General features: G+C 68.4%; 21 protein-coding genes and 2 pseudogenes. 13 read left to right on the top strand and 10 right to left on the bottom strand.

The genetic code is table 11. The features are described 5' to 3' along the window. The first annotated feature begins 43 nt into the window (after window positions 1-43). Window positions 44-1,042, top strand: a complete 999-nt coding sequence (locus tag OG322_RS27695) for a Gfo/Idh/MocA family protein (protein ID WP_185095699.1) — start codon at window positions 44-46, stop codon at window positions 1,040-1,042. A 46-nt stretch (window positions 1,043-1,088) separates the two neighbouring features. Here OG322_RS27695 and OG322_RS27690 read toward each other — a convergent pair whose 3' ends face one another. Continuing rightward, window positions 1,089-2,723 (bottom strand): alkaline phosphatase D family protein, encoded by a 1,635-nt coding sequence (locus OG322_RS27690; protein WP_124283898.1) that lies wholly within the window; start codon window positions 2,721-2,723, stop codon window positions 1,089-1,091. Window positions 2,724-3,094: 371 nt separating this feature from the next. Here OG322_RS27690 and OG322_RS27685 point away from each other — a divergent pair, with 371 nt between their 5' ends. The 3 genes from OG322_RS27685 to OG322_RS27675 all read left to right on the top strand — a co-directional run bounded on the left by OG322_RS27685 (window position 3,095) and on the right by OG322_RS27675 (window position 5,469). After that, complete coding sequence (locus tag OG322_RS27685; protein ID WP_123470380.1) at window positions 3,095-3,868, top strand: SDR family oxidoreductase; 774 nt, start codon at window positions 3,095-3,097, stop codon at window positions 3,866-3,868. Window positions 3,869-4,054: 186 nt separating this feature from the next. After that, on the top strand, window positions 4,055-4,522 hold the full coding sequence (locus tag OG322_RS27680; RefSeq protein ID WP_123470382.1) for a lamin tail domain-containing protein: 468 nt from the start codon (window positions 4,055-4,057) through the stop codon (window positions 4,520-4,522). 62 nt (window positions 4,523-4,584) lie between these two features. After that, window positions 4,585-5,469 (top strand): PhzF family phenazine biosynthesis protein, encoded by an 885-nt coding sequence (locus OG322_RS27675; protein WP_123470384.1) that lies wholly within the window; start codon window positions 4,585-4,587, stop codon window positions 5,467-5,469. Window positions 5,470-5,508: 39 nt separating this feature from the next. Here OG322_RS27675 and OG322_RS27670 read toward each other — a convergent pair whose 3' ends face one another. Both OG322_RS27670 and OG322_RS27665 read right to left on the bottom strand, forming a co-directional pair. Continuing rightward, complete coding sequence (locus OG322_RS27670; RefSeq protein ID WP_123470386.1) at window positions 5,509-6,441, bottom strand: NAD-dependent epimerase/dehydratase family protein; 933 nt, start codon at window positions 6,439-6,441, stop codon at window positions 5,509-5,511. Beyond that, window positions 6,438-7,502: a ScbA/BarX family gamma-butyrolactone biosynthesis protein gene (locus OG322_RS27665; protein WP_329307156.1), complete on the bottom strand. Its 1,065-nt coding sequence runs from the start codon at window positions 7,500-7,502 to the stop codon at window positions 6,438-6,440. Before OG322_RS27665 ends, OG322_RS27670 begins: the two co-directional genes overlap by 4 nt. A 125-nt stretch (window positions 7,503-7,627) precedes the next feature. Here OG322_RS27665 and OG322_RS27660 point away from each other — a divergent pair, with 125 nt between their 5' ends. From OG322_RS27660 to OG322_RS27650, 3 genes are all read left to right on the top strand, one after another. Continuing rightward, complete coding sequence (locus OG322_RS27660) at window positions 7,628-8,290, top strand: ScbR family autoregulator-binding transcription factor (protein ID WP_123470388.1); 663 nt, start codon at window positions 7,628-7,630, stop codon at window positions 8,288-8,290. Window positions 8,291-8,436: 146 nt separating this feature from the next. Continuing rightward, window positions 8,437-8,826, top strand: a complete 390-nt coding sequence (locus tag OG322_RS27655) for a VOC family protein (protein WP_123470390.1) — start codon at window positions 8,437-8,439, stop codon at window positions 8,824-8,826. 180 nt (window positions 8,827-9,006) lie between these two features. After that, window positions 9,007-9,768, top strand: coding sequence for a nucleotidyltransferase domain-containing protein (locus OG322_RS27650; RefSeq protein ID WP_329307155.1), 762 nt, complete (start codon window positions 9,007-9,009; stop codon window positions 9,766-9,768). 193 nt (window positions 9,769-9,961) lie between these two features. Here the strand turns inward: OG322_RS27650 and OG322_RS27645 are convergent, their stop codons facing one another. The 4 genes from OG322_RS27645 to OG322_RS27630 are packed head-to-tail and all read right to left on the bottom strand — an operon-like array spanning window position 9,962 to window position 12,214. Further along, a complete protein-coding gene (locus OG322_RS27645; RefSeq protein ID WP_329307154.1) occupies window positions 9,962-10,933 on the bottom strand; it encodes a hypothetical protein in 972 nt (323 codons plus the stop codon). Then, window positions 10,930-11,343 carry a peptidase inhibitor family I36 protein gene (locus tag OG322_RS27640; RefSeq protein ID WP_266412139.1) on the bottom strand — a complete coding sequence of 138 codons (414 nt, stop codon included), beginning with the start codon at window positions 11,341-11,343 and terminating at the stop codon, window positions 10,930-10,932. The genes OG322_RS27645 and OG322_RS27640 overlap by 4 nt, the downstream gene beginning before the upstream one ends. 25 nt (window positions 11,344-11,368) lie before the next feature. Then, window positions 11,369-11,791 (bottom strand): peptidase inhibitor family I36 protein, encoded by a 423-nt coding sequence (locus OG322_RS27635; RefSeq protein WP_185095701.1) that lies wholly within the window; start codon window positions 11,789-11,791, stop codon window positions 11,369-11,371. 24 nt (window positions 11,792-11,815) lie between these two features. Beyond that, on the bottom strand, window positions 11,816-12,214 hold the full coding sequence (locus OG322_RS27630) for a peptidase inhibitor family I36 protein (RefSeq protein WP_123470400.1): 399 nt from the start codon (window positions 12,212-12,214) through the stop codon (window positions 11,816-11,818). Between the two features lie 676 nt (window positions 12,215-12,890). Here OG322_RS27630 and OG322_RS27625 point away from each other — a divergent pair. Then, a pseudogene (locus tag OG322_RS27625) lies at window positions 12,891-13,147 on the top strand (ABC transporter permease); the annotation flags it as partial. 239 nt (window positions 13,148-13,386) lie between these two features. On the opposite strand, the gene OG322_RS27620 reads toward OG322_RS27625, so the two are convergent. Together OG322_RS27620 and OG322_RS27615 are read right to left on the bottom strand one after the other, a co-directional pair. Further along, the gene (locus tag OG322_RS27620) at window positions 13,387-14,640 is read right to left on the bottom strand and encodes a tyrosine-type recombinase/integrase (RefSeq protein WP_329307153.1); all 1,254 of its coding nucleotides are present in this window, start codon (window positions 14,638-14,640) and stop codon (window positions 13,387-13,389) included. Window positions 14,641-14,767: 127 nt separating this feature from the next. Further along, entirely contained in the window at window positions 14,768-15,046 is a 279-nt protein-coding gene (locus OG322_RS27615; RefSeq protein ID WP_329307152.1) for a helix-turn-helix domain-containing protein, read from the bottom strand. Between the two features lie 361 nt (window positions 15,047-15,407). Between OG322_RS27615 and OG322_RS27610 the strand changes: the two genes are divergently transcribed. After that, on the top strand, window positions 15,408-17,453 hold the full coding sequence (locus OG322_RS27610; protein WP_329307151.1) for a hypothetical protein: 2,046 nt from the start codon (window positions 15,408-15,410) through the stop codon (window positions 17,451-17,453). A 414-nt stretch (window positions 17,454-17,867) separates the two neighbouring features. Here OG322_RS27610 and OG322_RS27605 read toward each other — a convergent pair whose 3' ends face one another. Continuing rightward, window positions 17,868-18,062 carry a hypothetical protein gene (locus tag OG322_RS27605; protein ID WP_205083772.1) on the bottom strand — a complete coding sequence of 65 codons (195 nt, stop codon included), beginning with the start codon at window positions 18,060-18,062 and terminating at the stop codon, window positions 17,868-17,870. A 198-nt stretch (window positions 18,063-18,260) separates the two neighbouring features. On the opposite strand from OG322_RS27605, the gene OG322_RS27600 reads away from it, so the two are divergent. The 4 genes and pseudogenes from OG322_RS27600 (at window position 18,261) to OG322_RS27585 (ending at window position 24,694) form a co-directional block, all read left to right on the top strand. Further along, a complete protein-coding gene (locus tag OG322_RS27600; RefSeq protein WP_329307150.1) occupies window positions 18,261-21,998 on the top strand; it encodes a hypothetical protein in 3,738 nt (1,245 codons plus the stop codon). A 201-nt stretch (window positions 21,999-22,199) separates the two neighbouring features. Further along, on the top strand, window positions 22,200-22,823 hold the full coding sequence (locus OG322_RS27595) for a hypothetical protein (RefSeq protein ID WP_329307149.1): 624 nt from the start codon (window positions 22,200-22,202) through the stop codon (window positions 22,821-22,823). 344 nt (window positions 22,824-23,167) lie between these two features. After that, window positions 23,168-23,395 (top strand): annotated as a pseudogene (locus OG322_RS27590) (DUF5655 domain-containing protein); the annotation flags it as partial. A gap of 120 nt (window positions 23,396-23,515) precedes the next feature. Continuing rightward, window positions 23,516-24,694 carry a tyrosine-type recombinase/integrase gene (locus tag OG322_RS27585; protein WP_329307148.1) on the top strand — a complete coding sequence of 393 codons (1,179 nt, stop codon included), beginning with the start codon at window positions 23,516-23,518 and terminating at the stop codon, window positions 24,692-24,694. The last annotated feature ends 109 nt before the right edge of the window (window positions 24,695-24,803 follow it).

Here is a 24,803-nt window from a genome sequence, read left to right as displayed (position 1 = left end):
TCTCAGCTCAGCGGGAATGGTCGATACCTTTTTGGGAGCGTGCATGAGCAGGACTGTCCGTTGGGGCGTGCTGGCGACCGGTGGCATCGCGGCGGCTTTCACCGCTGACCTGCTGGCGATGCCCGATGCGGAGGTGGTGGCCGTCGCCTCCCGTACGGACACCTCGGCGAAGGCGTTCGCCGAGCGGTTCGCGATACCCAGGGCGTACGGAAGCTGGGCCGGACTCGTCGCCGACGACGAGGTCGACGTGGTGTACGTGGCCACGCCGCACTCGGCGCACCGGGAGGCGGCCACGCTCGCGCTGGAGGCCGGGAAGCACGTGCTGTGCGAGAAGGCGTTCACGCTCAACGAGTCCGAGGCGCTGGACCTGGTGAAGCTCGCCCGGGACCGCGGCCTCTTCCTGATGGAGGCCATGTGGACGTACTGCAACCCGGTCATCCGGCGGATGACCGAGCTGGTGCGGGACGGGGCGATCGGCGAGATCCGTACCGTGCAGGCCGACTTCGGCTTCACCGGTGACTTCGGCGCCGGGCACCGGCTGCGCGATCCCGCGCTGGGCGGCGGTGCGCTGCTGGACCTCGGGGTCTACCCGGTGTCGTTCGCGCAGCTGCTGCTGGGTGAGCCGGACCGGGTGCAGGCGGACGCGCTGCTGTCGCCGGAGGGCGTCGACCTGAACACCGGGATGCTGCTGGGCTGGGACTCGGGCGCCACCGCCCTGCTCGCCTGCTCGATCGTCGGGCACCACCCGACGGCCGCCACGGTCATCGGGACGGCCGGGCGGATCGACTTCCCGGACAGCTTCTTCTACCCGCAGCGTTTCGTGCTGCACCGGGCGGACCGCGAGCCCGAGGAGATCACCTCCGGGCCGGGCCCGCAGGGCCTGTCGGGGATGCAGTTCGAGGCGGCCGAGGTGATGCGGGCGATCCGGGCGGGCGAGACGGAGTCCCCGCTGGTACCGCTGGACGGGTCGCTCGCGGTGATGCGGACGCTCGATGCGGTACGTGAGCGCATCGGCGTCCGCTACCCGGTGGACGCGCTCTGACGAGAGGCCCTGGGCGGCGGTCGCGCTCCAGGGCCGCTCGTGCGGATCAGGCCGGGGTGAGGCCCTGGTTCCCGACCTCCGTGACGAGGGAGGCGGCCGTCGTGACGGGGGAACCGGGCTTGGTGACGGCGGCCACCGTGCGGTAGTCGGCCCGCGCCTGCCGCTCCTGGAGCGTGACGACGGCGTACCCGCGGCGTCCGTTGTAGAACTTCAGGTGCGGGTTGGCCTGCGTCAGGTTGTTCCAGTTGGCCGGCTTCTCCGAGCCGTCCTTGCCGCTGGTGATGGACGTGGCGACGATCTCGGTGCCGACGGTGCGGGACGAGGGGTCGTCGAAGTCCCGCTTCAGGTCGAAGGCGTAGCCGACGTGGACATCGCCGGTCAGCACCATCAGGTTGTCCACCCCGGCGGACTCGGCGCCCTTGAGAATCCGGTCCCGGGACGCCGGGTATCCGTCCCAGGAGTCCATCGAGAGCTTGTAGGCGTCGGTCGGTACGTCGCGCCGCTGGGCGAAGGTGACCTGCTGCGGCACGACGTTCCAGGTGGCCCGCGAGTGGCGCCAGCCGTCGATCAGCCAGCGTTCCTGGGCGGCGCCGGTCAGGGTGCGCGCCGGGTCCTCGGACTCGGGTCCGGGGGTCTGCCAGCCGTCGCCGTACGCCTGGTCGCTGCGGTACTGGCGGGTGTCGAGGATGTCGAACTGGGCGAGCCTGCCGAACTGCAGGCGCCGGTAGAGCCTCATGTCCGGGCCGGTCGGCCGCTGCGGGGCGCGCAGCGGCTGGTTCTCCCAGTACGCGCGGTAGGCGGCGGCCCGGCGGATCAGGAACTCCTCCGGCGGCACGTCGTTCTCGGGGATGTCCCCGGCGTAGTTGTTCTCGGTCTCGTGGTCGTCCCAGGTGACGACGAAGGGGTGCGCGGCGTGGGCGGCGCGCAGATCGGGGTCGGACTTGTAGAGGGCGTACCGCAGCCGGTAGTCCTCCAGCGTGGCCGTCTCCCGGTTGAAGAGGGCGGGCAGCGTGCGGTCGGTGTAGTTGCGGGCCCCGCCGGTCGCGGTCACGGCGTACTCGTAGAGGTAGTCACCGAGGTGGAAGACGACGTCGACGTCCTCCTGGGCGAGGTGCTTGTAGGCGGTGAAGTAGCCGTCGTGGTAGGCCTGGCAGGACACGGCGGCCAGGCGCAGTTCGCTGTTGCGGGCCCCGTGGGCGGGCGCGGTGCGGGTCCGGCCCACCGGGCTGGTCCACTTGCCGGCGCGGAAGCGGTAGTAGAGCACGCGGTCGGCGTCCAGGCCCCTGACCGCCACGTGGACACTGTGGTGGAACTCCGGGTGGGCGGTGGCGGAACCGCGCCGGACGACACGGGTGAAGCGCTCGTCGCGGGCCAGCTCCCAGCGCACCTCGACGCGGGCGCGGGGCAGTCCGCTGTCGGGCTCGTACGGTCGGGGGGCGAGCCTCGTCCACAGCAGGACGGAGTCGGGCAGCGGGTCGCCGGAGGCGACGCCGAGGGTGAACGGGTCCTCGCCGATCTGCCGGGCGTCCAGCTCGGCGGCGCCCGCGGCCCCCGCGGTCGGCAGCCCGACCGAGAAGGCGAGCGCGGCGGCGGCACCGGTGACGGTGAGAAAACGACGGCGGCCCGTGTGCCGGGCGGCGTCGCGCAGCTCCTGCTCCTGCTGGTGCGATGAGTGCGTCATCTGTCCCTCCCCTGACTGGTGATGTGAGGGGAAGTCCACCGGCCCAGCACATCCAGCGGTTGTCGTGCTCGCGTCGTGCGGGCGTCGCCGGGATGAGGAATGCGGCAGGAATGGGTCCCCGGGGGCAAACTCCGCATATGCACCCAGGACCATGATCATTAACTCCGGGCCGGACGGCCGGGGAATCGCCGGTGCCCGTGCCGGAATCACTCCGGGGAGCGCGAACCAGCCATCCGGAGGCACCGTTCGACCGGACCGCACCGGCGGCCGTCCGGCGGCCGGACGGCCGCCGGACGAGGGGACGGCCGCCGGAAGGGAGGACGGCCGGGACCCTTCGCCCGGCCCGGACCCCGGGCGTACGCTGCCGCACCATGAGCAACAAACTGTTGAACTCCGAGACGAAGACGGCCGTGGTCACGGGCGCGGGCTCCGGGATCGGCCGTGCGGTGGCCCTCGCCCTGACCGGCGCCGGCTGGTCGGTGGCGCTGGCGGGCCGCCGCCCCGAACCGCTCACCGGGACCGCCGAACTGGCCGGTGAGCACGCCCGGGTGATCACCGTTCCCACCGACGTCTCGCACCCCGGGGAGGTGGACGCGCTCTTCTCCTCGGTGCGCGAGTCCTTCGGCCGTCTCGATCTGCTCTTCAACAACGCGGGCACCTTCGGTCCGGGCGGCGTGCCGGTCGAGGACCTCGCGTACGACGACTGGCGCACGGTGGTCGACGTGAACCTGACGGGGGCGTTCCTGTGCGCGCAGGCGGCGTACCGCCAGATGAAGGAGCAGGACCCGCAGGGCGGACGGATCATCAACAACGGCTCGGTCTCCGCGCACGCGCCGCGCCCGCACTCGGTCGCCTACACCGCGACCAAGCACGCGCTGACCGGCCTCACGAAGTCGCTGTCGCTGGACGGGCGCCCGTACCGGATCGCCTGCGGGCAGATCGACATCGGCAACGCGGCGACCGAGATGACCGAGCGGATGCGGACCGGAATCCTCCAGGCCAACGGCGAGCTGGCCGTGGAGCCGGTGATGGCGGCCGCGGACGTGGCGCGGACCGTGGTCCACATGGCGGAGCTGCCGCTGGAGGCGAACGTCCAGTTCGCAACGGTACTGGCGACGGCCATGCCGTACGTGGGCCGAGGCTGACCGTCGACCGGAGCCGGCCAGACTCAGCTGAACCGGTCGAGAACAGCCCTCAAAAGAAACAGAACTGATCAACCATCACGTCGAAGCGACCAAAATCGGCTGGAAAGACTCCCCAGCCGGTCCGGCAAGCGCGCGCTGCCCTTATGCTCACTGCTCTTCACCGGAACTCCACATAAGGAACACGGAATGCGCATACGCACCGCGGCGCCTCTCGCTCTGGCCGCAACCACCGCCCTCGCCGGCTCGCTGCTCGTCGCGGCGCCGGCCTCGGCCGCCGCGCACCAGGGCGGAGTGCACCTCGGCAAGATCCAGTACGACAGCCCCGGCAAGGACACCCGCTCCAACAGCTCGCTCAACGCCGAATGGGTCGAGATCCACAACAACACCAAGTCGAAGGTGCAGCTCAAGGGCTACAAGCTCAAGGACAACACCGGCTACACCTTCACCTTCGGCAGCTACAACGTCAGCGCGGGCAAGACCGTCAAGGTCCACACCGGCAGGGGCAAGGTCAGCTCCGGCCATGTGTACTGGAACCGCGGTTCGTACGTCTGGAACAACACCGGTGACAAGGCGCGGCTGATCAAGCCGAACGGCAAGCTGCTGGACTCCTGCTCCTGGACGAAGTCGGGCAAGGGCACCAAGAACTGCCACTGAGCCGGCCGGCGCGGTCCGGGACCTGTGGGAATACCCCGGACCGCGCCACGGTTGTGCGGCACATGAGCGAGCCCTCCCACTCCCCGGTCCTGCGCTACACCGCCTTCTCCGCCGACCCGGAGGGCGGCAATCCGGCCGGCGTCGTGCTGGACGCGTCCGGTCTCGACGAGACGGCGATGCTCGCCGTGGCGGCGGATCTCGGTTACAGCGAGTCGGCTTTCCTGACCGGGCGGACCGAGGCGGCGGCGCCGGGCGCACGCGGCTACGCGATCCGCTACTTCAGCCCGAAGGCCGAGGTCCCCTTCTGCGGGCACGCCACCGTCGCGACAGCCCTGGCCCTCGCCGAACGGGACGGCCCCGGGGACCTGGAGTTCGCCACCGCCGCCGGACCGGTGCCGGTCACCGTCGTCCGCGAGGGCACCGAGCTGCGGGCCACCCTCACCAGCGTGGAACCGCATGTCACGGACATCGCCCCGGACGATCTGACGGAGGCGCTGGCCGCCCTGGACTGGCCGGCCGCCGATCTCGACCCGGCCCTGCCGCCCCGTATCGCCTACGCGGGTGCCCGGCATCTGGTGCTGGCCGCCGCGACCCGTGAGCGGCTGGCCGCGCTCGACTACGACTTCGCGCGCCTCGAATCCCTCATGCACCGGCTGGACCTGATCACGCTGCAACTGGTGTGGCGGGCCTCGGACAGCGTCTTCCACGTCCGCGACCCGTTCCCGGTCGGCGGGGTGGTCGAGGACCCGGCGACGGGTGCGGCGGCCGCCGCCTTCGGCGCGTATCTGCGCGCCCTGTCCCTGGTCCCGGACGCCGCCGGGCTGACCCTCCACCAGGGCGAGGACATGGGCCGGCCCGGCACGCTCACCGTCACCCTGCGGGCGGGCGACACCCGGGTACGGGTGAGCGGGACGGGCACCAGGATCCCGGCACCGGCCGGGGCGTGAGGCACCGGCCGGGGTGCGTGCCCGCCCACCGGCGGCCCTTCAGCGGCTGAGGAACTTCCGGTACCAGGGGGCGTGTTCGGCGAAGGACGTACGGAAGTCCGGACCTGGTGCGCAGTCGAAGTCCCCCCAGACCCGCTCGTCGGCGAACCAGTGGTCCACGGTGAGCATCTCGAAATGGTGCTTGGCGTACGGGACACCGGCCAGCCGGGCGCGGGCCTCGTCCAGTCCGATCTCCGTCCGCGCCCACGGCAGCGCGAGTCCGGTGAGGACCTCCGACAGCAGCTCCGAACAGGTCACCGGCTGCGGATGGTTCACGTGGTAGACGCCGGCCGGCTGCTTCGGGGAGAGCGCCGCCCCGAGCAGCGCACGGCCCAGCGTCCCCACGTCGATCATCGAATGACGGGCGTCGCAGCCGACGGGCCCGGCCGACAGGTAACGCAGCAGGGCGACCAGTCCGGGGATCGCCCACCGGTCCCCCGCCCCGTGGACGATGTGCGGGCGCAGGACGGCCCCCCCGGCCGCGAGGACGTGCTGTTCGGCGGCGGCCCGGGTCAGGCTGGTGGCCGAGGCGGGGGCCGGTTCGGCCATACCGGGGAGCAGCGCCGTGAAGGGGCCCCGGCCGTAGACGGACGCGGTGCTCAGCTGGACGATCCGGCCGACGCCGCTGCGGACGGCCTCGTCGACCAGGGCCCGGGTGCCGTGTTCGTTGACGGTCCGGGCGGTCTGCTCACCGGAGCCGATGTGTGACGCGCAGTGGATCACGGCATCGACGCCCTCGCAGCTGCCGCGCAGCGTCCCGGGATCGGCGAGATCCCCGTGGACCGTCTCGACGCCGGGGCCGGCGGCCGAGGCGTCGAGCTCGGTCCGGTGGGTCATCAGCCGGAGGCTGACACCGGGTGTGGCGCGAGCGGCGGCGGCCACCCGGCTGCCGACGAATCCGGCCGCGCCGGTGATGAGGATGCGCGTGGTCATGGGCGGCGGCTCCGGGTGTCGCTGAGGCCGGCCTGAAGGAGATCCGGCGTGCGGAGGGTGCAGATGAAGGCGGGTTCGTCGTTCTGGACGGCCCGTATGCGTACCCCGGCGGGCGAGGTGCCGTCGGCGGGGACGGGCAGGGCCTCGATCCAGCAGGGACGGTCGAGTTCCACGTACTGGAGGAAGTCGGCCTGTATCGATGTCGGGAGGAAGGTGCGGCCGGGAGAGGCGGCCTGGGCGGCCTGCCGGGCGGCCTCCAGCAGCAAAATGCCCGGCACGTGGTCGTTGGCGTGACTGAACAGTGTCGGATGCCGGGTGTCGAGCCGCAGCGCCCAGGTGCCGGGGGCCGCCGCGGGCGCGAGAACGACGTCCTGCTCGGAGGTCCTGCCCACCGTGCGGGGAGCGACGGCGGGCAGGAGGGGTATGCGCGCGCCGAGCATGGCGCCGCGGTCACCGCGCACCCGCTGGTACGCCCTCGCCGAGGTGCAGCTGATCCGCCCGCCGCCGGAGGCCAGTACGGTGCCGCGGCGGTGCAGGAGGAGTTCCAGGTGCATGGAGCCCAGGCTCCGGCCGCGGCGCTGTATCCGGGAGCAGGACACGTCCACCGTGATGTCCCAGGGTTCCTCGCCCAGAACGAGGCGCTCGGCCTCGGAGACGTAGCGCAGTTCCCACATCACGAAGGCGTCTCCGAGGGGTACACCGAACTCGGCGTGCGCGATCAGCATGGTGGTCTGCCGCATGGTCTCCGCGATCAGGAGGGGGTCCTGGTGGCGGCCCGCGACCGGGGCGAAGAAGCGGTGGGACCGCGGCCAGTGGGCCGACACCGAGAACTGGGAGTCGGTCAGCCTGGTCAGTCCGGTGGGAAAGACGTCCTGCGCGTCGGGCCGGTGGACCAGCTGTCTCAGGCGTTCCTGGGAGCTCCCTCTTCGCACCGGTTGCTCCATTCCGGCGGCGGTGGCGGAGTCCGGAGCTCCGCCGGGGGCCTCGGCGTGACCAGTGGTCCCCTCGGCCCCGACGATCCCGGCCGGCACCGAAGCACTGCGTGAGGTGATCTGAACCATGAAGTTCCCCCAGGAGGATCCGAGTCATAGAGCCGAGCCGCCCCGCAGTAAGATACTGACAGCCCGGTTTTACTTTCCAGCCAACCCCATGAGACACCGACCCCGCCACCACTAGAGAGAAGCTGATGGCACAACAGGCGCGCGCGATCCAGACCCGACGGTCGATCCTGGTGGCGGCCGCCGAGGTGTTCGACGAGCGGGGCTACAGCAGCGCCACCATCAGCGAGATCCTCGCGCGGGCGGGGGTGACCAAGGGCGCGCTCTACTTCCACTTCGCCTCGAAGGAGGATCTCGCGCTCGGGGTGATGGACATACAGCTGCACAGCGACCCGCTGCCCGCGCAGCTGACCAAGCTCCAGGAGCTGGTGGACCAGGGAATGATCCTCGCCCACCGTCTGCGCCATGAGCCGCTGGTACGGGCCAGTGTCGGCCTGGCCATGGACCAGGCCGTGGAGGGGCTCGACCGGGGCACGCCCTTCCGTGCCTGGATAGACCGGCTCGAACATCTGCTGCGGGCCGCGAAGGGCCAGGGCGAGCTGCTGCCGCACGTCGACCCGGGCGAAACCGCCGAGATGCTGGCCGGTTCCTTCTCGGGGATCCAGGTGATGTCCCAGGTCCTGTCCAACCGCGAGGACCTCGGCCGGCGCATCTCGGTCCTGCTGCACTACGTCCTGCCGAGCATCTCGACACCGGCCGTTCTGGCCACTCTGGATATGGCCGAAGATCGCGGTGAGCGTCTGCTTCGCACCCTCGAAACCGTACCCAGCCAGGTCGGCACCCTCAACTGAACGCCTGAACCGGCTGCTTGGCGGCCGAAAGCAGACCGGGCGGTCGGGAATGGGCCGTGCGGCCCTGCTGGTGCGGAGGTACACAGCCCGTCCACGCCGCCCGTACTGTCGGTGACACGAAGTCAGTTACGTGACAGGAGCAGCCGATGGCCGTCCAGCGTGTCGTCCCCAACATCCCCGTCGAAGCGGGCCCGGGTCCCGACGGCGAGGCCGACGCCATGCGGGCCAATGCCGCGTTCTACGGGCTGCTGGGGTTCGAGGAGGTCATGAACCAGGGCTGGATCATGACGCTCGCCTCACCCTCGCAACCCGCCGCCCAGGTCAGTGTCATGACCGCCGACAAGACCGCACCGGTCACCCCGGACATGAGCGTGGAGGTGACGGACGTGGACGCGGCGCACACAGCGCTGGTGAGCGCCGGAGCGGAGATCGTGTACGGCCCGCACGACGAGGAATGGGGCGTGCGCCGCTTCTTCGTACGTGATCCGAACGGCCGCGTCATCAATGTCCTGAGCCATGGCCCGAACCGTCGCTGACCCCGGCGGCAGTGGGAAAAGGCGCTGGGTCCGCAGCTGTCGCGGAACCGGGCACAGCGGCGCAACACGGTTACGGGCAACGGGGCCGCGTCCGGACGGTACGTCAGGGACCTTCCGGCAGCGGGTCGTGATCGCGCGGAACCGTGGCGTCCGGCAGGGCGCCCTGCGAGAATCCCGGTCATGACGGCGACCGAAACGGATCAGGTGCTCAAGCGGTTCGTCGCCGATGTACGGCCGGTGGTGGCGGCGGTGGCCGTCTGGGCGCACGGCTCGCTCGCGCTCGGCGACTTCCAGGAGGGGCGGAGCGATCTCGACCTCATCGCCGTGGTCGAGAGCCCGCTGGAGGCGGCGCAGCGGGAGCGGCTGGCGGAGGTTCACCAGCGGCTGCTGGACGAGGAGCCGGCCGCGGCCAGGCTGCACTGCTCGTACATGCCCAGGACATCGCTCGCCGAGGCCGAGGCGGACCATGTCACCTGGGCACACGGCATGATCCTGGAGCGCCCGGTCACCCCGGTCACCCGCCGGGAGTTGCTCGACGGCGGACTCGCCCTCCACGGACCGCCACCCGCTCAGCTGCTCCCGCCGCTCCTCCCCGGGCAGTTGGAGGACTACATCCGGCGCGACCTGCGGGAGTACTGGCTCGCGGCCACCGGCAGACCGCACCTCTGGCTCCAGGACATCTGGGTGGACCTCGGCCCGCTGGTCCTGGCCCGCGCCGCGGTCACGCTGCGCGACGGGCGGATGATCACGAAGGGCGAGGCACTGACGGAACTGCTGGACCTCGGTGCGCCCACGGACCTGGTCCGCGACATCCGCGAGCGCCGGTACGCGGTTCCCGTGCCGATCAGCCAGGCGGAGCGCGTCCGGCGGGGGGAACAGGCACGCGCTTTCGTGCGGCACGGCATCCGGAGCACGCTCGCGATGGACGAAGGCTCCGCCTGAGCCCTGGCCGAGGGTGTGTCCGCGACGAAGGTCATCGCGGGCCGCCGTAGCGCGGTGCGGACCGCGAAGGCCCGATGCGTCGACGGGGGCCGCTCACCGGCACGGTGCTCCGGACGATCCGACGTGGCTGGTCGGTCGTGCGCAGAGGCCGGTGAGCGAAACGGTCTGGGGCGCGGTTCTCACCCCAGGGCCGTCAGCCCCTCTTGCCCATGAGCTCGTTCGCCTTGGTGAGCGCCGACTTCCAGGTGTCACGGGCCGCGGACAGCGCCGTGACGTTCTTCTCGATCAGCTTGTTCTGGAACTCGGCCTCCACCGCCGAGTGGACGCGGACGTAGTCCACCCGCTGCTTGCACTTCACATCCTTGGAGGCGACGGTGATCTCCCGCGGCTTCGCCGTTCCCGCGGCGTCGCTGTCCTGGCTTCCCTCGCCCCCCTCGCCCGCCGTCCACGCCGGATCACCGGCGGCCGCCAGCGGGTCCTCGTAGTGGTACCCCGACTCCTTCATGCACGCGGCCCAGCGCCGGTTGAGGCTGCTGACCCGGGCGCTGTTGGCCGCCTGCTGCGAGGCCTGGAGGTTCACCTTGTTGAAAGTGGCGTCGATGGTGGCAGCATCGCTCAGGCCCAGCTTCCGGCGCGTCTCACCGAGGCAGCCGCCCTTGGGGACGTTCTTGCCCTTCACCGACGACGGGCCGTCGCCCTTGTAGAGCGTCATCGCGGCTGGCGAGACGTTCGCGTAGTGTGCGCGCTGCTTGACGGTCTCCTGCTCGGCCTGGCGGGCCGTCATCCCCTTCGGAAGCGGGGGATGGTAGCCGAAGACGGCCACCGACTGGGGGTCGGTCACCCCGTAGAGACGGGCGTTGGCGTTCAGGTTCCGGGGCGACGGCGGCAGCGGAGCCGGCCAGTCGAAGCCGTACTCCTTCATGCAGTCGTTCGCCAGAGTGGCGACGGCCTGGCTGAGCACCTCCCGTTCCTGGGCGGTAACCGTGTACGAGTTCACGGGCAGGCTGATCGCCACGCCGCCCCAGGTCTTCGACGGCTGCGACGTGTACGCCTGCGCGTTGGCGGCGGAAACCCCGGGGTTGTCGCCGGACGAACACCCCGCGGCCGTCCAGACGAGAGCGGCGACGAGCAGCAGCCCGCCCGTTCTGTTCCGTGTGATCATCATCCGGGGCAGTAGGCGTTGTTCTCGAAGCAGTGGGAGGAGACCGCGTTGTCGTCCCCGAAGACCGCCATGTCCCACAGATCCAGGCCCGGGCCGGCGTGCGTCCGGGCGCCCGTGTAGTTCTGGCCGGTGTAGACATCGATGGAGTTGACGTAGTCGCGGTTCTTGACCGAGGAGATCGTGTTGTCGATCAGCACCGAGGTGCCGTAGTAAGTGGAGCCGCTGTAGTTCGTCTTGCTGTAGACCGTGTCGTAGAGACTGCCGCCGAAGTTCGCGTTGCGGTACAGACAGATCTCGCCGCCCGCGCTCTCGCAGGAGCCGTTGTAGCTACCGGCACTGGCGGTCCCGGCGGCACCGGCGAGCAGCGCACCCGCGGCAGCCAGGACCGCCGCGGTTCTCTTGAAGTTCCTCACAGTGGATTCCTCCTCGTCAGACGGGTCAGGACGGGCAGTAGGCGTTGCTGCTGAAGCAGTGGGAGGAGATCGCGTCGTCCGTGGCGCCGTCCCAGAAGACCGCCATGTCCCACAGGTCCAGGCCCGGGTCGGCGTGCACCTGCAGGCCGGTGTAGTTCTGGCCGGTGAAGACATCGATGGAGTTGATGTAGTCGCGGTTCTTGACCGAGGAGATCGTGTTGTCGATCAGCACCGAGGTGCCGTAGTAAGTGGAGCCGCTGTAGTTCGTCTTGCTGTAGACCGTGTCGTAGAGACTGCCGCCGAAGTTCGCGTAGCGGTACAGACAGATCTCGCCGCCCGCGCTCTCGCAGGAGCCGTTGTAGCTACCGGCACTGGCGGTCCCGGCGGCACCGGCGAGCAGCGCACCCGCGGCAGCCAGGACCGCCGCGGTTCTCTTGAAGTTCCTCACAGTGGACTCCTTCAGTCGGATCGGTCAGATCGGGCAGTAGGCGTTGCTGCTGAAGCAGTGCGACGACGCGGTGTCGTCGCCGGAGCGGAGCCACAGGCCGGCCGGGAGGTACTCCAGGGTTCCCGTGTAGTTCTTGCCGGCGTAGAACCCGACGTTGTTGACCATGTCCATGTTCTTGGCTGACGACAGGGTGTTGTCGATCAGCGTGGAAGTGCCGTAGTAGGTCGAGCCGTCGTAGTTCGTCTTGCTGTAGACCGTGTCGTACAGCCCGCCGGCGAACTCGTAGTTGCGGTACAGGCAGATCTCGCCGCCGGCGCTCTCGCAGGAGCCGTTGTAGCTGCCCGCGCCGGCCGCGCTAGCGCCGCCGAAAAGCAGTGCACCCACGGCTGCTGCGACGAGGCCGACACTCCGCATTCTTGGCATGAACTCATCTCCTTATGGATCGGCGATCGAGTAGATCAGTCGACAATCCCACTGCTCAAGGGCCACTTTGAGTCAACGTGGCGGGAAGTGAAAGTTTGTTGACGATCGTCAGGAGGGGTGTTCAACTGATGGGCGCTCATGCCGCCTACAGGTAGCTCAACTACGTTCGAACGGGAGGGAGTCGGCGTGTTGGACGAAGTCCGGAAGGGCGGCATCGCGCGTCGGCACAGAGCAGTGGCCGTCCTCGCGGTGGGCGGCTTCGCGCTCTCCGGGGCCGGTCTGTGGGGCGCCACCCTCGTGCAGTCACCGGCGCAGGCTGCGGTGGAAGCCGCACCTCCCGAACCCGACGTCCTGACCGCGCCCGTCGAGCGCCGGGTCCTCTCCGACACCGTGGTGACCCGGGGAACGGTCTCCGCCTCGCAGACCGTTGACATCGCCCCCGCAGCGTCCGCGGCCGAGGGTGGCAAGCCGGTCGTCACCAAGGTTCTGGTCCAGGCCGGCAAGACCTTCAAGGCCGGCCGGGTCCTCATGGAGATATCCGGCCGGCCGGTGTTCGTACTGACCGGAACACTGCCGGTGTACCGGAATCTCAAGCCCGGCGCCCACGGGGAAGACGTACGGCAGCCGCAGAAGGCCCTCGCCGGTCTCGGACACAGCGCAGGCGGCGACAGTCAGGGGTGCCCGTGGCCTCCGCATCACCTTCCAGTTCCTGGCCGAGTCGGGAGCGCTGGGCACCCTCGGCGGGCCGGTCGGCACCAGTCTCGGCACCTTCGCCGTCATCGGCACCGCGACAGCGCGCGAGTGGACCCCGGTCATTCACCCCGCCACCGTCGTGGCGGCCCCCGTCATCGGTCTGCTGACCGGGGTGTCGCCGGGCTCTATCCGGCCTGGCGGGCCAGCCGTATCCAGCCGGTGGAAGCGCTGCGGCGCTGAAGCTCGACCGGAACCCGGCCGAAGTCCCCGCAGGCGGCGCTGCGTGGCGACGACACAAAGACCGCAAAGGGCCTCCGACGCAGGTCAGAGGCCCTTCCACAAGCAAAGCCGCAAGAAACGGCAGACGAGTCGGGCTGTACGCCGGGTTCTGTCCTGCTCACGGAGCGATCGCGCTCTGACCTGCATATATACCGGCACCCGGCTGGCTTCTTTCGCCCTCTGGGACTTCTCAGGGACTTTCAGCCAAGATCCGTGAACCACGCCTCGATCGCGGACAGCCCACGAGCGCCGGCCTGCGGCATGAAGTGAGTGTAGGTCCGGAGTGTGAACGCCGGATCGGAGTGCCCCAGCCACTTCGCGAGCGACACGATCGACTCTCCGGCTTCGAGCATCACCGAAGCATATGTATGACGAAGGACGTGAAAGCCGTGCTCGCGGCTGGGTTCCCAGACTCGCGACGGCTTCTCGCCGGGCTGCTGCTTGGGCAGCGGCGGGATGACTCCGGCGCCGGCGAGCGCGGGCTTCCACGCCTTGGTGTTCCAGGTGGTGCGGTTGATCGCACCGCAACGCCCGGTGTAGACGAGCAGCGGGACGGTCACCTTGCGCCGGTCCCCGCGTGCGAGGTCGGGCTCCTCGGGATCCAGCCAAGGCAGTGTCACGTCGATCGACTCGAAACGCTCCTGGTGCGTGAGGAGCCGCTTCGCGAGAACCTTCGGCAGGGGCGCGTCGCGCTCTTTGCCGCCCTTGGGCGGACCGAAGTAGAGCTGCGACTTATGCATGAGAATCTGCCGCTCTACGTGCACCGAGTCACCACGAACGTCGCCTGGGCTGAACCCGAACGCCTCACCCTGTCGGAGCCCACACCCGACCCCGAGGTCAAGTGCGATCTGGTACCGGTCGGCCAGCGCCTCGCGTACGGCATCAACGCGATCCTGCTGCCAGGCGCGAGCCTTGCGCTCCGGCTTCTTCGGCGGCTTGATCGAGCTGCTGCCCTTGCACGGGTTGCGGAACAGACGCTTGTCCTCGACCGCAGCCTGCATGATCGCCTTGAGGTACACCCATGCGACATACGCCGTGCTTGAGGCCAGTGACCGCTGCACATCGGCCGACCACCTACGCAGCTCCGCGACGCCGATGTCCTTGAGCGCCAGCTCTCCGAGCTGCGGCAGCACGTGTCCCCAAATCCGGTGCCGCATGCTTTCCATCGTCTGAGCGGGATGCACCTGGGACGGCCACCAGTGCTTCTCGACATATTCACGAAGGCTGATCGCGCCGTCGCGCGCGTCGACGAAGTCCCCTCGTCGTGCGTCGGTCTGCGTCTCGGCCAGCCACGCCTTGGCATCCGTGACCGTGTCAAACGAACGGTCCCGGACGCCCGGTATCCCCTTGACGCGGTACCGCGTGCACTTACCCCACAGTCCCGTGCGTTCGCGCTTGCCCGTCTCCTTGTTCGGCCGCTTCTTGAGCCACCGGTCCTCGATGTAGCCCGCCATGCGCACCTTCTCCTTGGCCTGGTCACGGTTCGCGCGGCGCGAGTCGCGTCGCGATCAGACACACAGACGATCTCCGCGTGCATGAAATTCCGGATACTGCTTTTCCCTCCGGAACCGTTTCTCCAGGTCAAGCAGCACGGCGCCGTTCGCGCTGCCGCGGCGCTGCGTTCAGGGGGTTGAGAGCCGGATTCGACCGCGAGTCCGCCTGCTGCTGGTCGTTGAGCCACGCATCGAGCAGTTCTCGGCGGTACATCACCCGCCCCCCGGGCCCCATCCGGAAGCTGGGCGGCCCCTGCCGGCGATGGCGCCAGACGTAGAGAGTGTTCACCGAGATGCCCATGTACTTCGCGGCGCCCTGGACGTTCAGGAAGGCAGCCTCGACGGCAGGCTTGGACTGGTTACACATCGCGTGTCTCCTGGGTGATCACCGCTGAAGTAGCGGATTTCCGTTCTTTCGCCTACCACGCGGCGAAGCCGCACAGCCAAAATGCTGGCGAGCGGGATCAGAATCCGGAGAATCAGCGATTTGGTGCAGCTGCCTTGTCGTGGTAGCGGGGGAGGTAGACGGCTATTCCCTGCTCAGCGAGGCATCACCTGATAGCCGATCCGTCCCGTGGCGGCCTGCGTCGCACCAAGTCCTCGCCCCTCGCACACAGACCTGCCGATTAGAGGGAAGTCACCACGCCCGCACTGTCAGCGTCCGCAGGCACGGGTGAATACGGTGAGACGACGGGCTTCGGGCAGGCCACTGGTGCCATCCTGTGCTGATGGACGTATCCCTGCCCGACCAACTGGGCGCAGTCGGCCGAGAGTCCAGTGCCGCGGCGCCAGCGGTGGTCCGAAAACTGAATCTCTCCGCGCCTCCTGAGAAGATCACAGGCCAGCAGGACGTCGCCTTCGTGCCAGTGACCCGCGCTCAGTGGAAGTCCGTGTTGAGGGACGCCGACCTGCCCGGGCTTCAGCAGGAGACCGACGAGATCGCCGCGGAGATCCTGCGCTTACGGACCGCTTCTGGCCGGGCCGTCGGGAAACAGCTCCCGGAGCTGTTGCGGTGTCTTCGCGCGTCGGTTGTCGCCATGAGTGCCGCCGCGGAGGAAGTGTCCTGGTTCCGTCCGTCCCGGACCAGCGCTGCCGAGCGACGTTTGGCGACTGATCTGGCACGAGCGAATCGGAGCGAGGTCCACGCGCTGTTCGCCTGTTTGGAACAGGGCTGGGCGGAGTCCGCTTGGTCTGCAGTACGGAGGTACGCCCTCGCGGCCCAGGCAGCCGGGCGAGCTCTGGAGGCTGCCGCCTGGTCTGATCACGCCGGCCATACCGACGAGGACATCTACCGTCGAACGCTCGGGGTATCAGCCGAACAACTGCGTCCCGGCTCGGGGGTGGCGTCACGGGCCCGTCTTCTTGCCGCGTGGGCGGAAGCCCCGGATGCGCTCGATCGTCGGCTGCGTCGAAGCATGAGACATCTGATTGATGACTCGCTGCCACTGACGGCGACACTCCTCCATCACCTTGCCGTTCTCGCGTTGTCCGATCGGCCCTTGGTGACTCACCGGGCTGCCCTCCAGGCACGCGACCTGGTGGCGTCCCTTCTGAAGTCCGAACCGGAGCTGGCGTGCTCAGTGATCGCACGACACGTCGCCCGAGAACCGGAGCTGCTGTCCTCCCATCGCGGACAGGTCGCCTACCTTGACGCTTACAACCGTGCGGAATACCAGGAGGAAAGGGCGCGTGCAGTCATGGACCTGCACCGGGCCGTGCTGGAAGCAGACGTCAAGCGCACCGCTGTTGTGGTCATGCAACTGCTGGGCAAGCCGATTCCGCAGGGGCCCTCGCTCTCCACCATCCGGGATCTGCTTGCAGCCGAAGTCAGTCACCCCCTGTGCAAGATCCTTGCTTCAACCATCCGCTCTGAGTGGCGTAACGCGAACGCACACGAGGACTTCCGCTGGGATCCTGTCAACAGCACACTCCTCTTGGGCGGACAGTCGGCCGATCTGGAGGAGGTACTGGACGCAGCAATCCGCGCGCGCGCCATTTGCCGTGGATTCGAGCACGGAGTCGCCGTGGCCTACGCGCAGAACGCATCGCTGGTCGTCTCGGACGCGGAGGACTCGAACTACGTCGGCCGAGACCTCTCGATAGTTCAGGCAGCCGGAGAAGCTAGATTCCCGGTGCTGGACATCAGACGCCAGGGCAGTCTCGTGCGGCTGGACGTGCCCGACATCACCGTTGAGAGCCTGAGAGAGGCGTTTCGGGCAATCCTGAGAGCCGGCATCGCGGACCCCAGCGTCGAGCGCTGGGAACTGCGTCAGACTTCTCCTGACCGGCCGCCGCTGCGCGTGGACCGTACGGGAGTAAATGCCGGGCTCCAAGTCGCGGAGTCTCTCTGGGAGATCGCCGACCCCCTCCCCTTCGCTTCTCTCCCCTTGCTGGCAAACGCCATGACCAATGCGGGCGAACTCGCCGCGACAGCAGCATCAACGGTTCTCGTCCTGGCAGCTGCTCATGCAGTCGGTGAACGAGACCGCCTGTCGCCTGCCCTTGCACACGGTGATCCAGCCGCCAAGGACGAGTTGGTTAAGACCGCGCGGCTGGTCAGCGAAGGCGCCAGGGCTGCAGCACGCCTGCTGAAGAGCCCGGCCGACCGCAGATTGCTGGCCTTCGCTGCAGTTCTTGCCGGAGACTGCCACCGGCTGAGGGACTCTCCCCCCTACGAACTCGTCCACGAGTTCGTGCCGGCGGAGCGGACCCTACGGCGGCACATGCCAGTTCGCCTACCTTGGGTTACAGGGCTCGAGAACTCTGCCGTCTGAGGCCACCACAGGTGGACATCATTCCGTCTGGCGCTGGTGGCGTCCTCGTCTCCGCCGCCCCGCTGTCGTCGGTGTTCGGCGAGAGCGCGGGCTGGCGGTCGGTGTTCCTGGTGAACGTGCCGGTGGTCGGTTCGGCATCGCGGGCACGGCTCGGGTCCCAGGACGGTAAGGCGGCTCGCGCCTGGACAGCCCTGATCAGTGGCAGCGCTTCAGATCACCGGGGAGGCGGACAGACCGCGGACTCCTCGCGCGAGCTGACCTGGCTCGACGGGGAGGGCATCGAGTCGTCGGACCTCAGGTCCTCTTCGATGGGGTTTCATGCGGAGACCTGCCTCGCGCAGACATGGGTAACCCGTGACGATCTTTGCCCTCTTCCGGCGGCCATCGCGGTCAGTCCTGCTCTCTGGATCCGATTCAGCGGAGCACGGAGGCTAGGGCTGCGGTTGTGGCACAGGCGAGGGTGATGGTTGCGGCGAACACGGTGGCGGCGGCCTTGAGAGCGATGGGAAAGGTGGCTCCGTCGACGCGGGCGAGAACGGCGGCTGCGGTGGCGGCCAGCACTGCCAGGGCGACGATGAGCGCGATGGAGAGTGCGAGGGTAATGGTCATAGCGGCCTCCGGCGAGTGATGCGATGTTGTCGTTGCCGGCTCGTCTGCCGGACAGGACGACAGTGCCGGGCTCGGGAGGCAGGTGTCCGAAAGAGCGGGTACAGCGGGAAAACTGGCTCTACGCTGCTGGTCATGGGCGTGCCCGCCGGGCCCAGTGCGGGCAGCCCGGCGCGGCGGGCAGATGGGGATGGAGCGGGGATGGGGAAGACGTCCAAGGCTGCCCGTGAGCTGTACGACGCCCTGCGGGCACTGGAAGGAAGGGCGAAAACAGCCTATGACGCCCAGGGTGGACAGAAGTATTCGCGTCGCATAGCAGCCAAGACGGCCGAGGGGCACGGCTCGTCGCTTGACCGGCGTCTCAGGGATTGGCTGCACGACGACTTCAGCAAAGCAAAGGTCCCTTATGAAGGTAGCGACGAGCGGTTGATCGCCGTCGTGCAGGTGTGGAGCGAGTGGGCCAGAGAGCCATGCGATGAGCGTTGGTGGCGGACCAAGCTGGAGCAGGCTCAACCTGCCCGGCCGCGGCGCCAGACAGCGACGGTGCTGGAGCCGGTCAAGGCCTCCGGGTACGGCGCTTGGATTGAGCAGAGGATTCTGCCTGCTCGCCTATTGGACAGGGACAGTGAGCTTCGGGAGTTGGCCGCGTTCTGCGGCGGCGAGGATTTGCCGGGTGCTACCGGGTACATGTGGTGGCAGGCGGGCCCCTGGGCGGGGAAATCGGCGCTGCTGTCAGAGTTCGTCCTAAGGCACCGGCCAGACGATGTGGACTTGGTGGCGTACTTCATCGCCGACTACTTGGGGCGCAACGATCAAAAGGGTTTCCTGGAATCGGTAATGCGGCAGCTGGCGTCGCTTGGGGAGCAGGATCCCTCAGCCGCCGGTGCGCGCCCGGAAGACTTCCCTAGTCTGTGTCAGGCAGCCGCGCAGGCCTGCCGGGACCGCGGTCGGCGCCTAGTGCTCGTAGTGGATGGCCTGGACGAGGACGCCGCAGGAGCTGGCCAACCGAGCATTGCCGCGCTGCTGCCGCGGAACCCTCCGGCAGGCATGCGCGTGGTGGTCACCGGTCGGCCCTATCCGCTAATCCCTGACGACGTGCCCGGCGACCACCCGCTGCGCCTTCGGCATATCGTCCGCTCCCTCGCCCCCTCGCCACATGCAGCTGACATCAGCCGCATGGCCGGGCGTGAGGTCGACCAGTTGTTGCAGAATGAGCAGGTTGGGGTCCCTCTCCTTGGACTTCTGGTAGCGGCGCGAGGCAGTCTGACGGCAGCAGACCTGACCCAGCTTGTCGGAGTGCGGCCCTTCAACGTCGAACGGCAGTTGCGTGGGGTCACCGGTCGCAGTCTCGTCCCCGGCGCCCATGGCGAGATGCGCCTTCCGGATACGCCGGTGGGCGTTCATCCCCTCGCGCTGGGACATACCGAACTACGTAATCGCGCCCTTAACCGCCTCGGGGACGTGAGCGAGTTCGAGGACCGGCTATATGCCTGGGCGGATGAGTACCAGGCTCGGGGCTGGCCGGCCGACACCCCCACTTACCTGCTGTACGACTATCCACACATGCTGGCGGGCAACAAGAATGGGGAGCGGCTGACCGCCATAGCCCTCGACCCGCAACGCCAACAAGCCCTGCTTGGGCGTGCGTCACCTGATGTGGCGCTGTCCGACATCGAGTTAAGCGCCCACATGATCCGCCAACGCCGTCCGGTCGACGTGGTGGCCCTGGCCGGGCTCGCTGCTTCTCGGACCCTGCTGACTGAGCAGGCCAGGTCCCTGCCGGCAAGTTTCGCTGTGGCGTTCGCCTGGCTGGGACATTCGCAGCGAGCACGGCAGTTCGCCCTGCTGGCACCGCATGCTGCTGAAAAGGCGGTTCGTCTGGCAAGCGTGGCGCGGGCCTTGGCCGGTGCCGGTGACCAGTACGCCAGTCAGGCGGCCGATGTGGCGAAGAACGCGGTGTGGTGGGCCGACCGCGCTCGTGCGGAATCATCTCCGCCGAACGGGGACGAGTATGAGGCTGAAGCGGCGGTCGCAGAGGCCGCCGTCGCGCTGTTCACCATCGGCCAATGCGGGCAAGGGCGCGCACTTCTTGAGTCGCTGCGCTCAGTGTCGTCGTACGAGGATGTCGCACTGCTCGCCGAGACGACGGCGCGAGCAGCCGCCGCAGCTCGTCCTCACAGTGCCATGCTGGCAGAGGAACTGTTGGCGGAGGCCGAACAGCACGCTCACGACGTGGCATCCAGAGACCCGGCCGACCCCGGCGCGCCCGTAAGGGCATGGGCCTTCGTCGCCTCCGTGGCCGACCCACCGCGCGCGACCCGGCTGTATGAACGCATCACTGACTACGCACGAAGCTTTCCCCCCGGGCTCACCACCTGCGTCGTCGACGCCGCGGCAGCTTCGGCCCTGTCCACACAATGGCCCGAACAAGCACATGCTCTGGCCCAGCAAGCGGCACAACATCTCAAGGCTGCCCTGACCCATCCTGAAGCATTGCCGGAGAGAGACGCCGGCGATCTGACGATGCTCCTGGGCCCCATGCTCACTCAAGTCACACGCGCGTTGGTAGACGTCGGCTGCGCGAACGAAGCCCGCGACCTTGAGACCAGTGTGCCTGAGGACAGACACACCGCCTTCGGCTGGGACGTCCGAGCCGAGGCCCGTGCCGTACTCACTCACGCGCACGAGCCCGCGAAGGAGGAACAGTCCGCCGAGGTGCTGGCCAGGCAGGCATGCCACCTAGCCGAGCAGAACCACCCCGATGAGGCGCACCGACGGCTGCACCAGGCCCTGCAAGCGGTCGGATCATCCCAGGGTGCCGCCGCGCTTCGCGAAGGGTGGCTGATCACCCTCTGCACGGCACTGGCGGCCATGGGGCGGCATCCGGATGGTGCGCTGCTGGCCCGCAGCCTCCGAGATCCGGCCGATCGGATTCAAGCCCTTGCAGCAACCGCTGTTGAAGCTGCCGCAGCAGGACATCTCCCCGACGCACGACGGCTGGCGCACGAGGCCGCCGATGCCACCAGCAGCTTTGAAGGAGCCCTTGACTTCTCCCTCTTCGCCGGCGCTCCCGGCATCATCGTGAGCAATGCCAAAGGTGCCGCAGCCCAAGCCTTGGCCTTCGCCGGCGAGCGCGAGCGAGCCGTGATGCTCGCGAAGGAGACGGACGACGAGAACAGTGACAGAAGGCGCCGCGCACTCGTAGCGGTCGCGGCGGGCCTACGCGCCCATGACCCTGCCGAAGCCGCAAGCATCATCGACCGTCAGCTTGAGCACCTGAGGACCGCGGACACTTCACCCCTACAGCTGAGAGAACACATTGCCGATCTTGCTGAACTTCTAGCGGCCATTGGGGACGCAGACCAGCAGTGCGCCGAGCGGGTTCGCGAGGCCGTAGAGCAGGCGTGGAAGACACTCAAAGCATCAGAAAGGCAGTGGAGAGTTGAAGACCTCTTAGTCCTGCTCCTCCTTAGAGCCCCTGGACGACAGGCGGACGCTGAGAGGGTATTACTGGCACGGGAGAGCAGCTGGCAGGGCATCCCGCCCTGGGAACTGCCCACCGCAGCCATCGCCGTCGCCCACGCGGCGTTCGGAGCTCTGGCCGCAGCCCGGGCGTCAGCGGACGGCTTCAGTGCCCCGTACGACCGAGCAGAGGCGTTCGCGGCCGTGGCCGGTTACCTGACCGGCACGCCGCCCAGCCTGCGCATGGTGAACGAATCCGCCAGCACCGCCTTCATCCAGACGTTCCACACCCTGGCCTTGGCGCAACTGCCCCCCGACGCCGCACAAACAACAGAGGCAGCCATGCGTCTCAGCACGGACGTGCTCGCAGGCGACGGCTGGCATTACGCCCTACCTGTCCTGTCACTAATCGCCCCGACAGCCGTGTTGCGGGTACGAGACATTGTCTTCGCCCACCGTCAACTCAAGGCGGGCTGAGACCACGCGGCCGTGAGAAAGCCTGGTGGACGACCACATCGTCCGCCTATGGGTAGCCGACCAGCCTCACCGTTTCGGTTGAGGCAATGAGGCGTCGCTGATGGGCTCCTGTCGGGTGGTCGACGCGATGTCTGCGCTCGGGCATGGCGGGGCCCCGACACGCCTCCTTCGGGAGTAGCAACTACGCGATACTGCGGTCTCATGAATGAAATTTGGGTGGGGTTGGTGACCTTGGTGGGCGGCTACTACGCGCACGTCCTCCAGGAGACGTACACCCGCAAGAAGCAACGACAAGATGACGACAGAGCACTCATGAAGGACTTGCATATGAGGCTCGTCGAGCTTAGAGATTCGGAGCTAGAGGGTCGCGAAGTTGCAAGGGCCGCCACCGCACTGGAGAGCGAGGCGGCCTTCCTACAGCACGCCAAGCTTCGGATGCGCGTAACGGAAGACCTGCACGACCTGGGCACTATCTGGTTCCTCCCATTGGGAGGCGGCTCGGCGCGCGACAGGCAAAACGTGTGGATACAGGATGCCCTCGACGCTCTGGCGGCTATCGCACGAGGCGGGCGGCTGCCCCAGCGGAGCGACGACTTCAACGACCAGCTCTTCCTCACTCAGCGTGCGTCGAAGGGCGTGTCGGCCAGCTTGGACTCCCTGCTTGAGGCACTTAGAAGCGATCCGGAAGTCGACACGTTGCTCACAGAACGAACGGAGTGGGAAGCCAGGCGACGCGCCCAGCGCGGGTGGCGCCGCTTTGTCCCCCGACGCAAGCCGAGGTCAGAAGTAACCGCCGGTCAGGAAGTGGGGCACCAGCCAGGCTAAATCTCGGTACCGGCACGCACTCGGAAGAAGCTGTAGCCGGACTCACATCGCCGATGCCCTCACAGCCACGTTGCACCGTGAGTCAGAGACAGGAGACTGGGGCCGATTCACGGAGGATGCCCCTCCGCGCTGCCTGCCGAGTATCACCACGACAGTTCCGTGCCAAGGCCAGGACCGCAGCCGTGGGTCCGGCGTTCGCGAGGATTCATGGCACACGTCGATCCGCTATCCGGGGTAATGTTCCGGGGCCTTCACACTGGCCACGGCTCCCTGCTATCCCCAGAAGGAATATCCAGCGCGTCCGTTCGATTGGTCTCCTTGCATAGATCGTGGGTGGGGGTGCGGTGGCTGAGCTGATGTTGTTCCGGCGGGATGCGGACGGGCGGGACGTGGAGCTGCCGGGTTCGACGGTGGCGCTGGAGGTGGAGCTGCAGCGGCGGGTCGAGGCCGGGCTGGAGCAGATGCTGGGCATCCGGTTCGTGGCGTCGGAGTACGCGACCGGCCCGTGGCACCGGGGGCGGATCGACACGCTGGGGTTGGACGAGAACGGCAGCCCGGTGGTGATCGAGTTTACCGACCGCCAGTTGTGCTGTCCGTGATGTCCGTCTGGGACTGTGACCAGCACGTCCCTGACTTGTTTACCGACCGTGTCCGGGACGTCTGTCATGTTCTGGAGTCGGTACGGAGGACGAGTGGCACGGCACGTGGTGGTCGGGGACCTGAGGGTCCAGCGGATCGAGCGGAAGGATGGGCGGCGGTCGTGGACGATCGTGTGGCCCGAGGGGACGGTGCACACGGAGGCGGACCGGTTCCTGCGTCTGCATGACGGTTCGGGAACGCAGAGGACGTACGCGTATCTGCTGGTGGACCATCTGCGGTGGCTGGAGCGGGAGTGCCTGGCCTTCGCCGAGGTCCAATTGCGGGACCTGGAACGGTACATGGGCATCCTCGGTGCCGAGGTCCGCATGCCGCTCGGCGAGCCGTGGCGGGTCGGCAAGCGCCCCTACGGCCGCCCCGCGTTGTCGACCGCGGCGGCTTGCCTGAAGGGCTTCTACCTGCACCAGTCCTCCCTTGGCATCAACGGCGAACTCGGCAAGAAGCTCGATAAGTCGCGGCTGCCATCGCGGGTGGACCGGCGCCGTTCGTTCCTCGGGCATGTGAAGTCGTCGCTGCCCACCAACCCGCTGGCACCGAAGGGGCCGCACCGCCGGCATCCGAAGATGCTTCCGGACGGCGCACGGGAGAGGCTACTGGAAACGGTGAACGCCGCCCGCGACCGGCTGGTTGTCACCTGGCTCGCCGACGGCGGGCTTCGCATCGGCGAGCTCTGCGGACTCCACCTGGTCGACCTGCACCTGCGCGAGAACGCGGCCTGCGGCGAGTGCCGCGCCCCTCACCTGCACATCTGCCACCGGCCCGGTAATCCGAACCGCGCCGAAGCCAAAAGCAAGCACCCCTGGCGGGTCGAGCACGGCATCGTGACCGGCGGGCTGATCAAACGGGTCAGCCCCGCGATGGTGCACACCTACTTCGAGTACGTCACCGCCGAGTACCCGCGCGGGGCTGGGCACGGCATGCTCATGGTCCAGCTGCACGGCGCCGATTCCGGGCAGCCGTGGGCGCCGGTCGGGGCCCGGCGGATGCTCGGCCGGGCCGGGAAGCGCGCCGGGCTCGGGACCGTGAAACCCCATGCCTTCCGGCACTCGTTCACTTCCGCGGTTCTCGACGCCGCCGACGGCAACGTGTTGATCGCCCGGGACGCCGGCGGCTGGGCGTCGGCAGCGATGGTGGATGAGGTCTACGGACACGTCGATGTCCACGGCCCGGTGTTCGACGCCGCCCTGCGCTCGGTCTGGGGTGAGACGAAGTGACGGCACTGTCGCTGCTGCCGCAGCAAGATGCCCGCACGCGACGGGACCGGCTGGAGGTACTCACCGCGCTGATCAACGGGCCCGAGTTCGACCAGGTGCTGCGCGGCGG

The sequence above is a fragment of the Streptomyces sp. NBC_01260 genome (assembly GCF_036226405.1).
Classification (GTDB): Bacteria; Actinomycetota; Actinomycetes; order Streptomycetales; family Streptomycetaceae; genus Streptomyces; species Streptomyces laculatispora.
Note: the sequence above shows the minus strand (reverse complement) of the source record. Positions and strands in the feature narration are given on the sequence as shown.

Bases quoted from the DNA above. Each gene is read 5' to 3' on its own strand.
- OG322_RS27695 (WP_185095699.1), top strand. From the start codon at position 44: ATGAGCAGGACTGTCCGTTGGGGCGTGCTGGCGACCGGTGGCATCGCG.
- OG322_RS27690 (WP_124283898.1), bottom strand. From the start codon at position 2,723: ATGACGCACTCATCGCACCAGCAGGAGCAGGAGCTGCGCGACGCCGCC.
- OG322_RS27685 (WP_123470380.1), top strand. From the start codon at position 3,095: ATGAGCAACAAACTGTTGAACTCCGAGACGAAGACGGCCGTGGTCACG.
- OG322_RS27680 (WP_123470382.1), top strand. From the start codon at position 4,055: ATGCGCATACGCACCGCGGCGCCTCTCGCTCTGGCCGCAACCACCGCC.
- OG322_RS27675 (WP_123470384.1), top strand. From the start codon at position 4,585: ATGAGCGAGCCCTCCCACTCCCCGGTCCTGCGCTACACCGCCTTCTCC.
- OG322_RS27670 (WP_123470386.1), bottom strand. From the start codon at position 6,441: ATGACCACGCGCATCCTCATCACCGGCGCGGCCGGATTCGTCGGCAGC.
- OG322_RS27665 (WP_329307156.1), bottom strand. From the start codon at position 7,502: ATGGTTCAGATCACCTCACGCAGTGCTTCGGTGCCGGCCGGGATCGTC.
- OG322_RS27660 (WP_123470388.1), top strand. From the start codon at position 7,628: ATGGCACAACAGGCGCGCGCGATCCAGACCCGACGGTCGATCCTGGTG.
- OG322_RS27655 (WP_123470390.1), top strand. From the start codon at position 8,437: ATGGCCGTCCAGCGTGTCGTCCCCAACATCCCCGTCGAAGCGGGCCCG.
- OG322_RS27650 (WP_329307155.1), top strand. From the start codon at position 9,007: ATGACGGCGACCGAAACGGATCAGGTGCTCAAGCGGTTCGTCGCCGAT.
- OG322_RS27645 (WP_329307154.1), bottom strand. From the start codon at position 10,933: ATGATGATCACACGGAACAGAACGGGCGGGCTGCTGCTCGTCGCCGCT.
- OG322_RS27630 (WP_123470400.1), bottom strand. From the start codon at position 12,214: ATGCCAAGAATGCGGAGTGTCGGCCTCGTCGCAGCAGCCGTGGGTGCA.
- OG322_RS27620 (WP_329307153.1), bottom strand. From the start codon at position 14,640: ATGGCGGGCTACATCGAGGACCGGTGGCTCAAGAAGCGGCCGAACAAG.
- OG322_RS27615 (WP_329307152.1), bottom strand. From the start codon at position 15,046: ATGTGTAACCAGTCCAAGCCTGCCGTCGAGGCTGCCTTCCTGAACGTC.
- OG322_RS27610 (WP_329307151.1), top strand. From the start codon at position 15,408: ATGGACGTATCCCTGCCCGACCAACTGGGCGCAGTCGGCCGAGAGTCC.
- OG322_RS27605 (WP_205083772.1), bottom strand. From the start codon at position 18,062: ATGACCATTACCCTCGCACTCTCCATCGCGCTCATCGTCGCCCTGGCA.
- OG322_RS27600 (WP_329307150.1), top strand. From the start codon at position 18,261: ATGGGGAAGACGTCCAAGGCTGCCCGTGAGCTGTACGACGCCCTGCGG.
- OG322_RS27595 (WP_329307149.1), top strand. From the start codon at position 22,200: ATGAATGAAATTTGGGTGGGGTTGGTGACCTTGGTGGGCGGCTACTAC.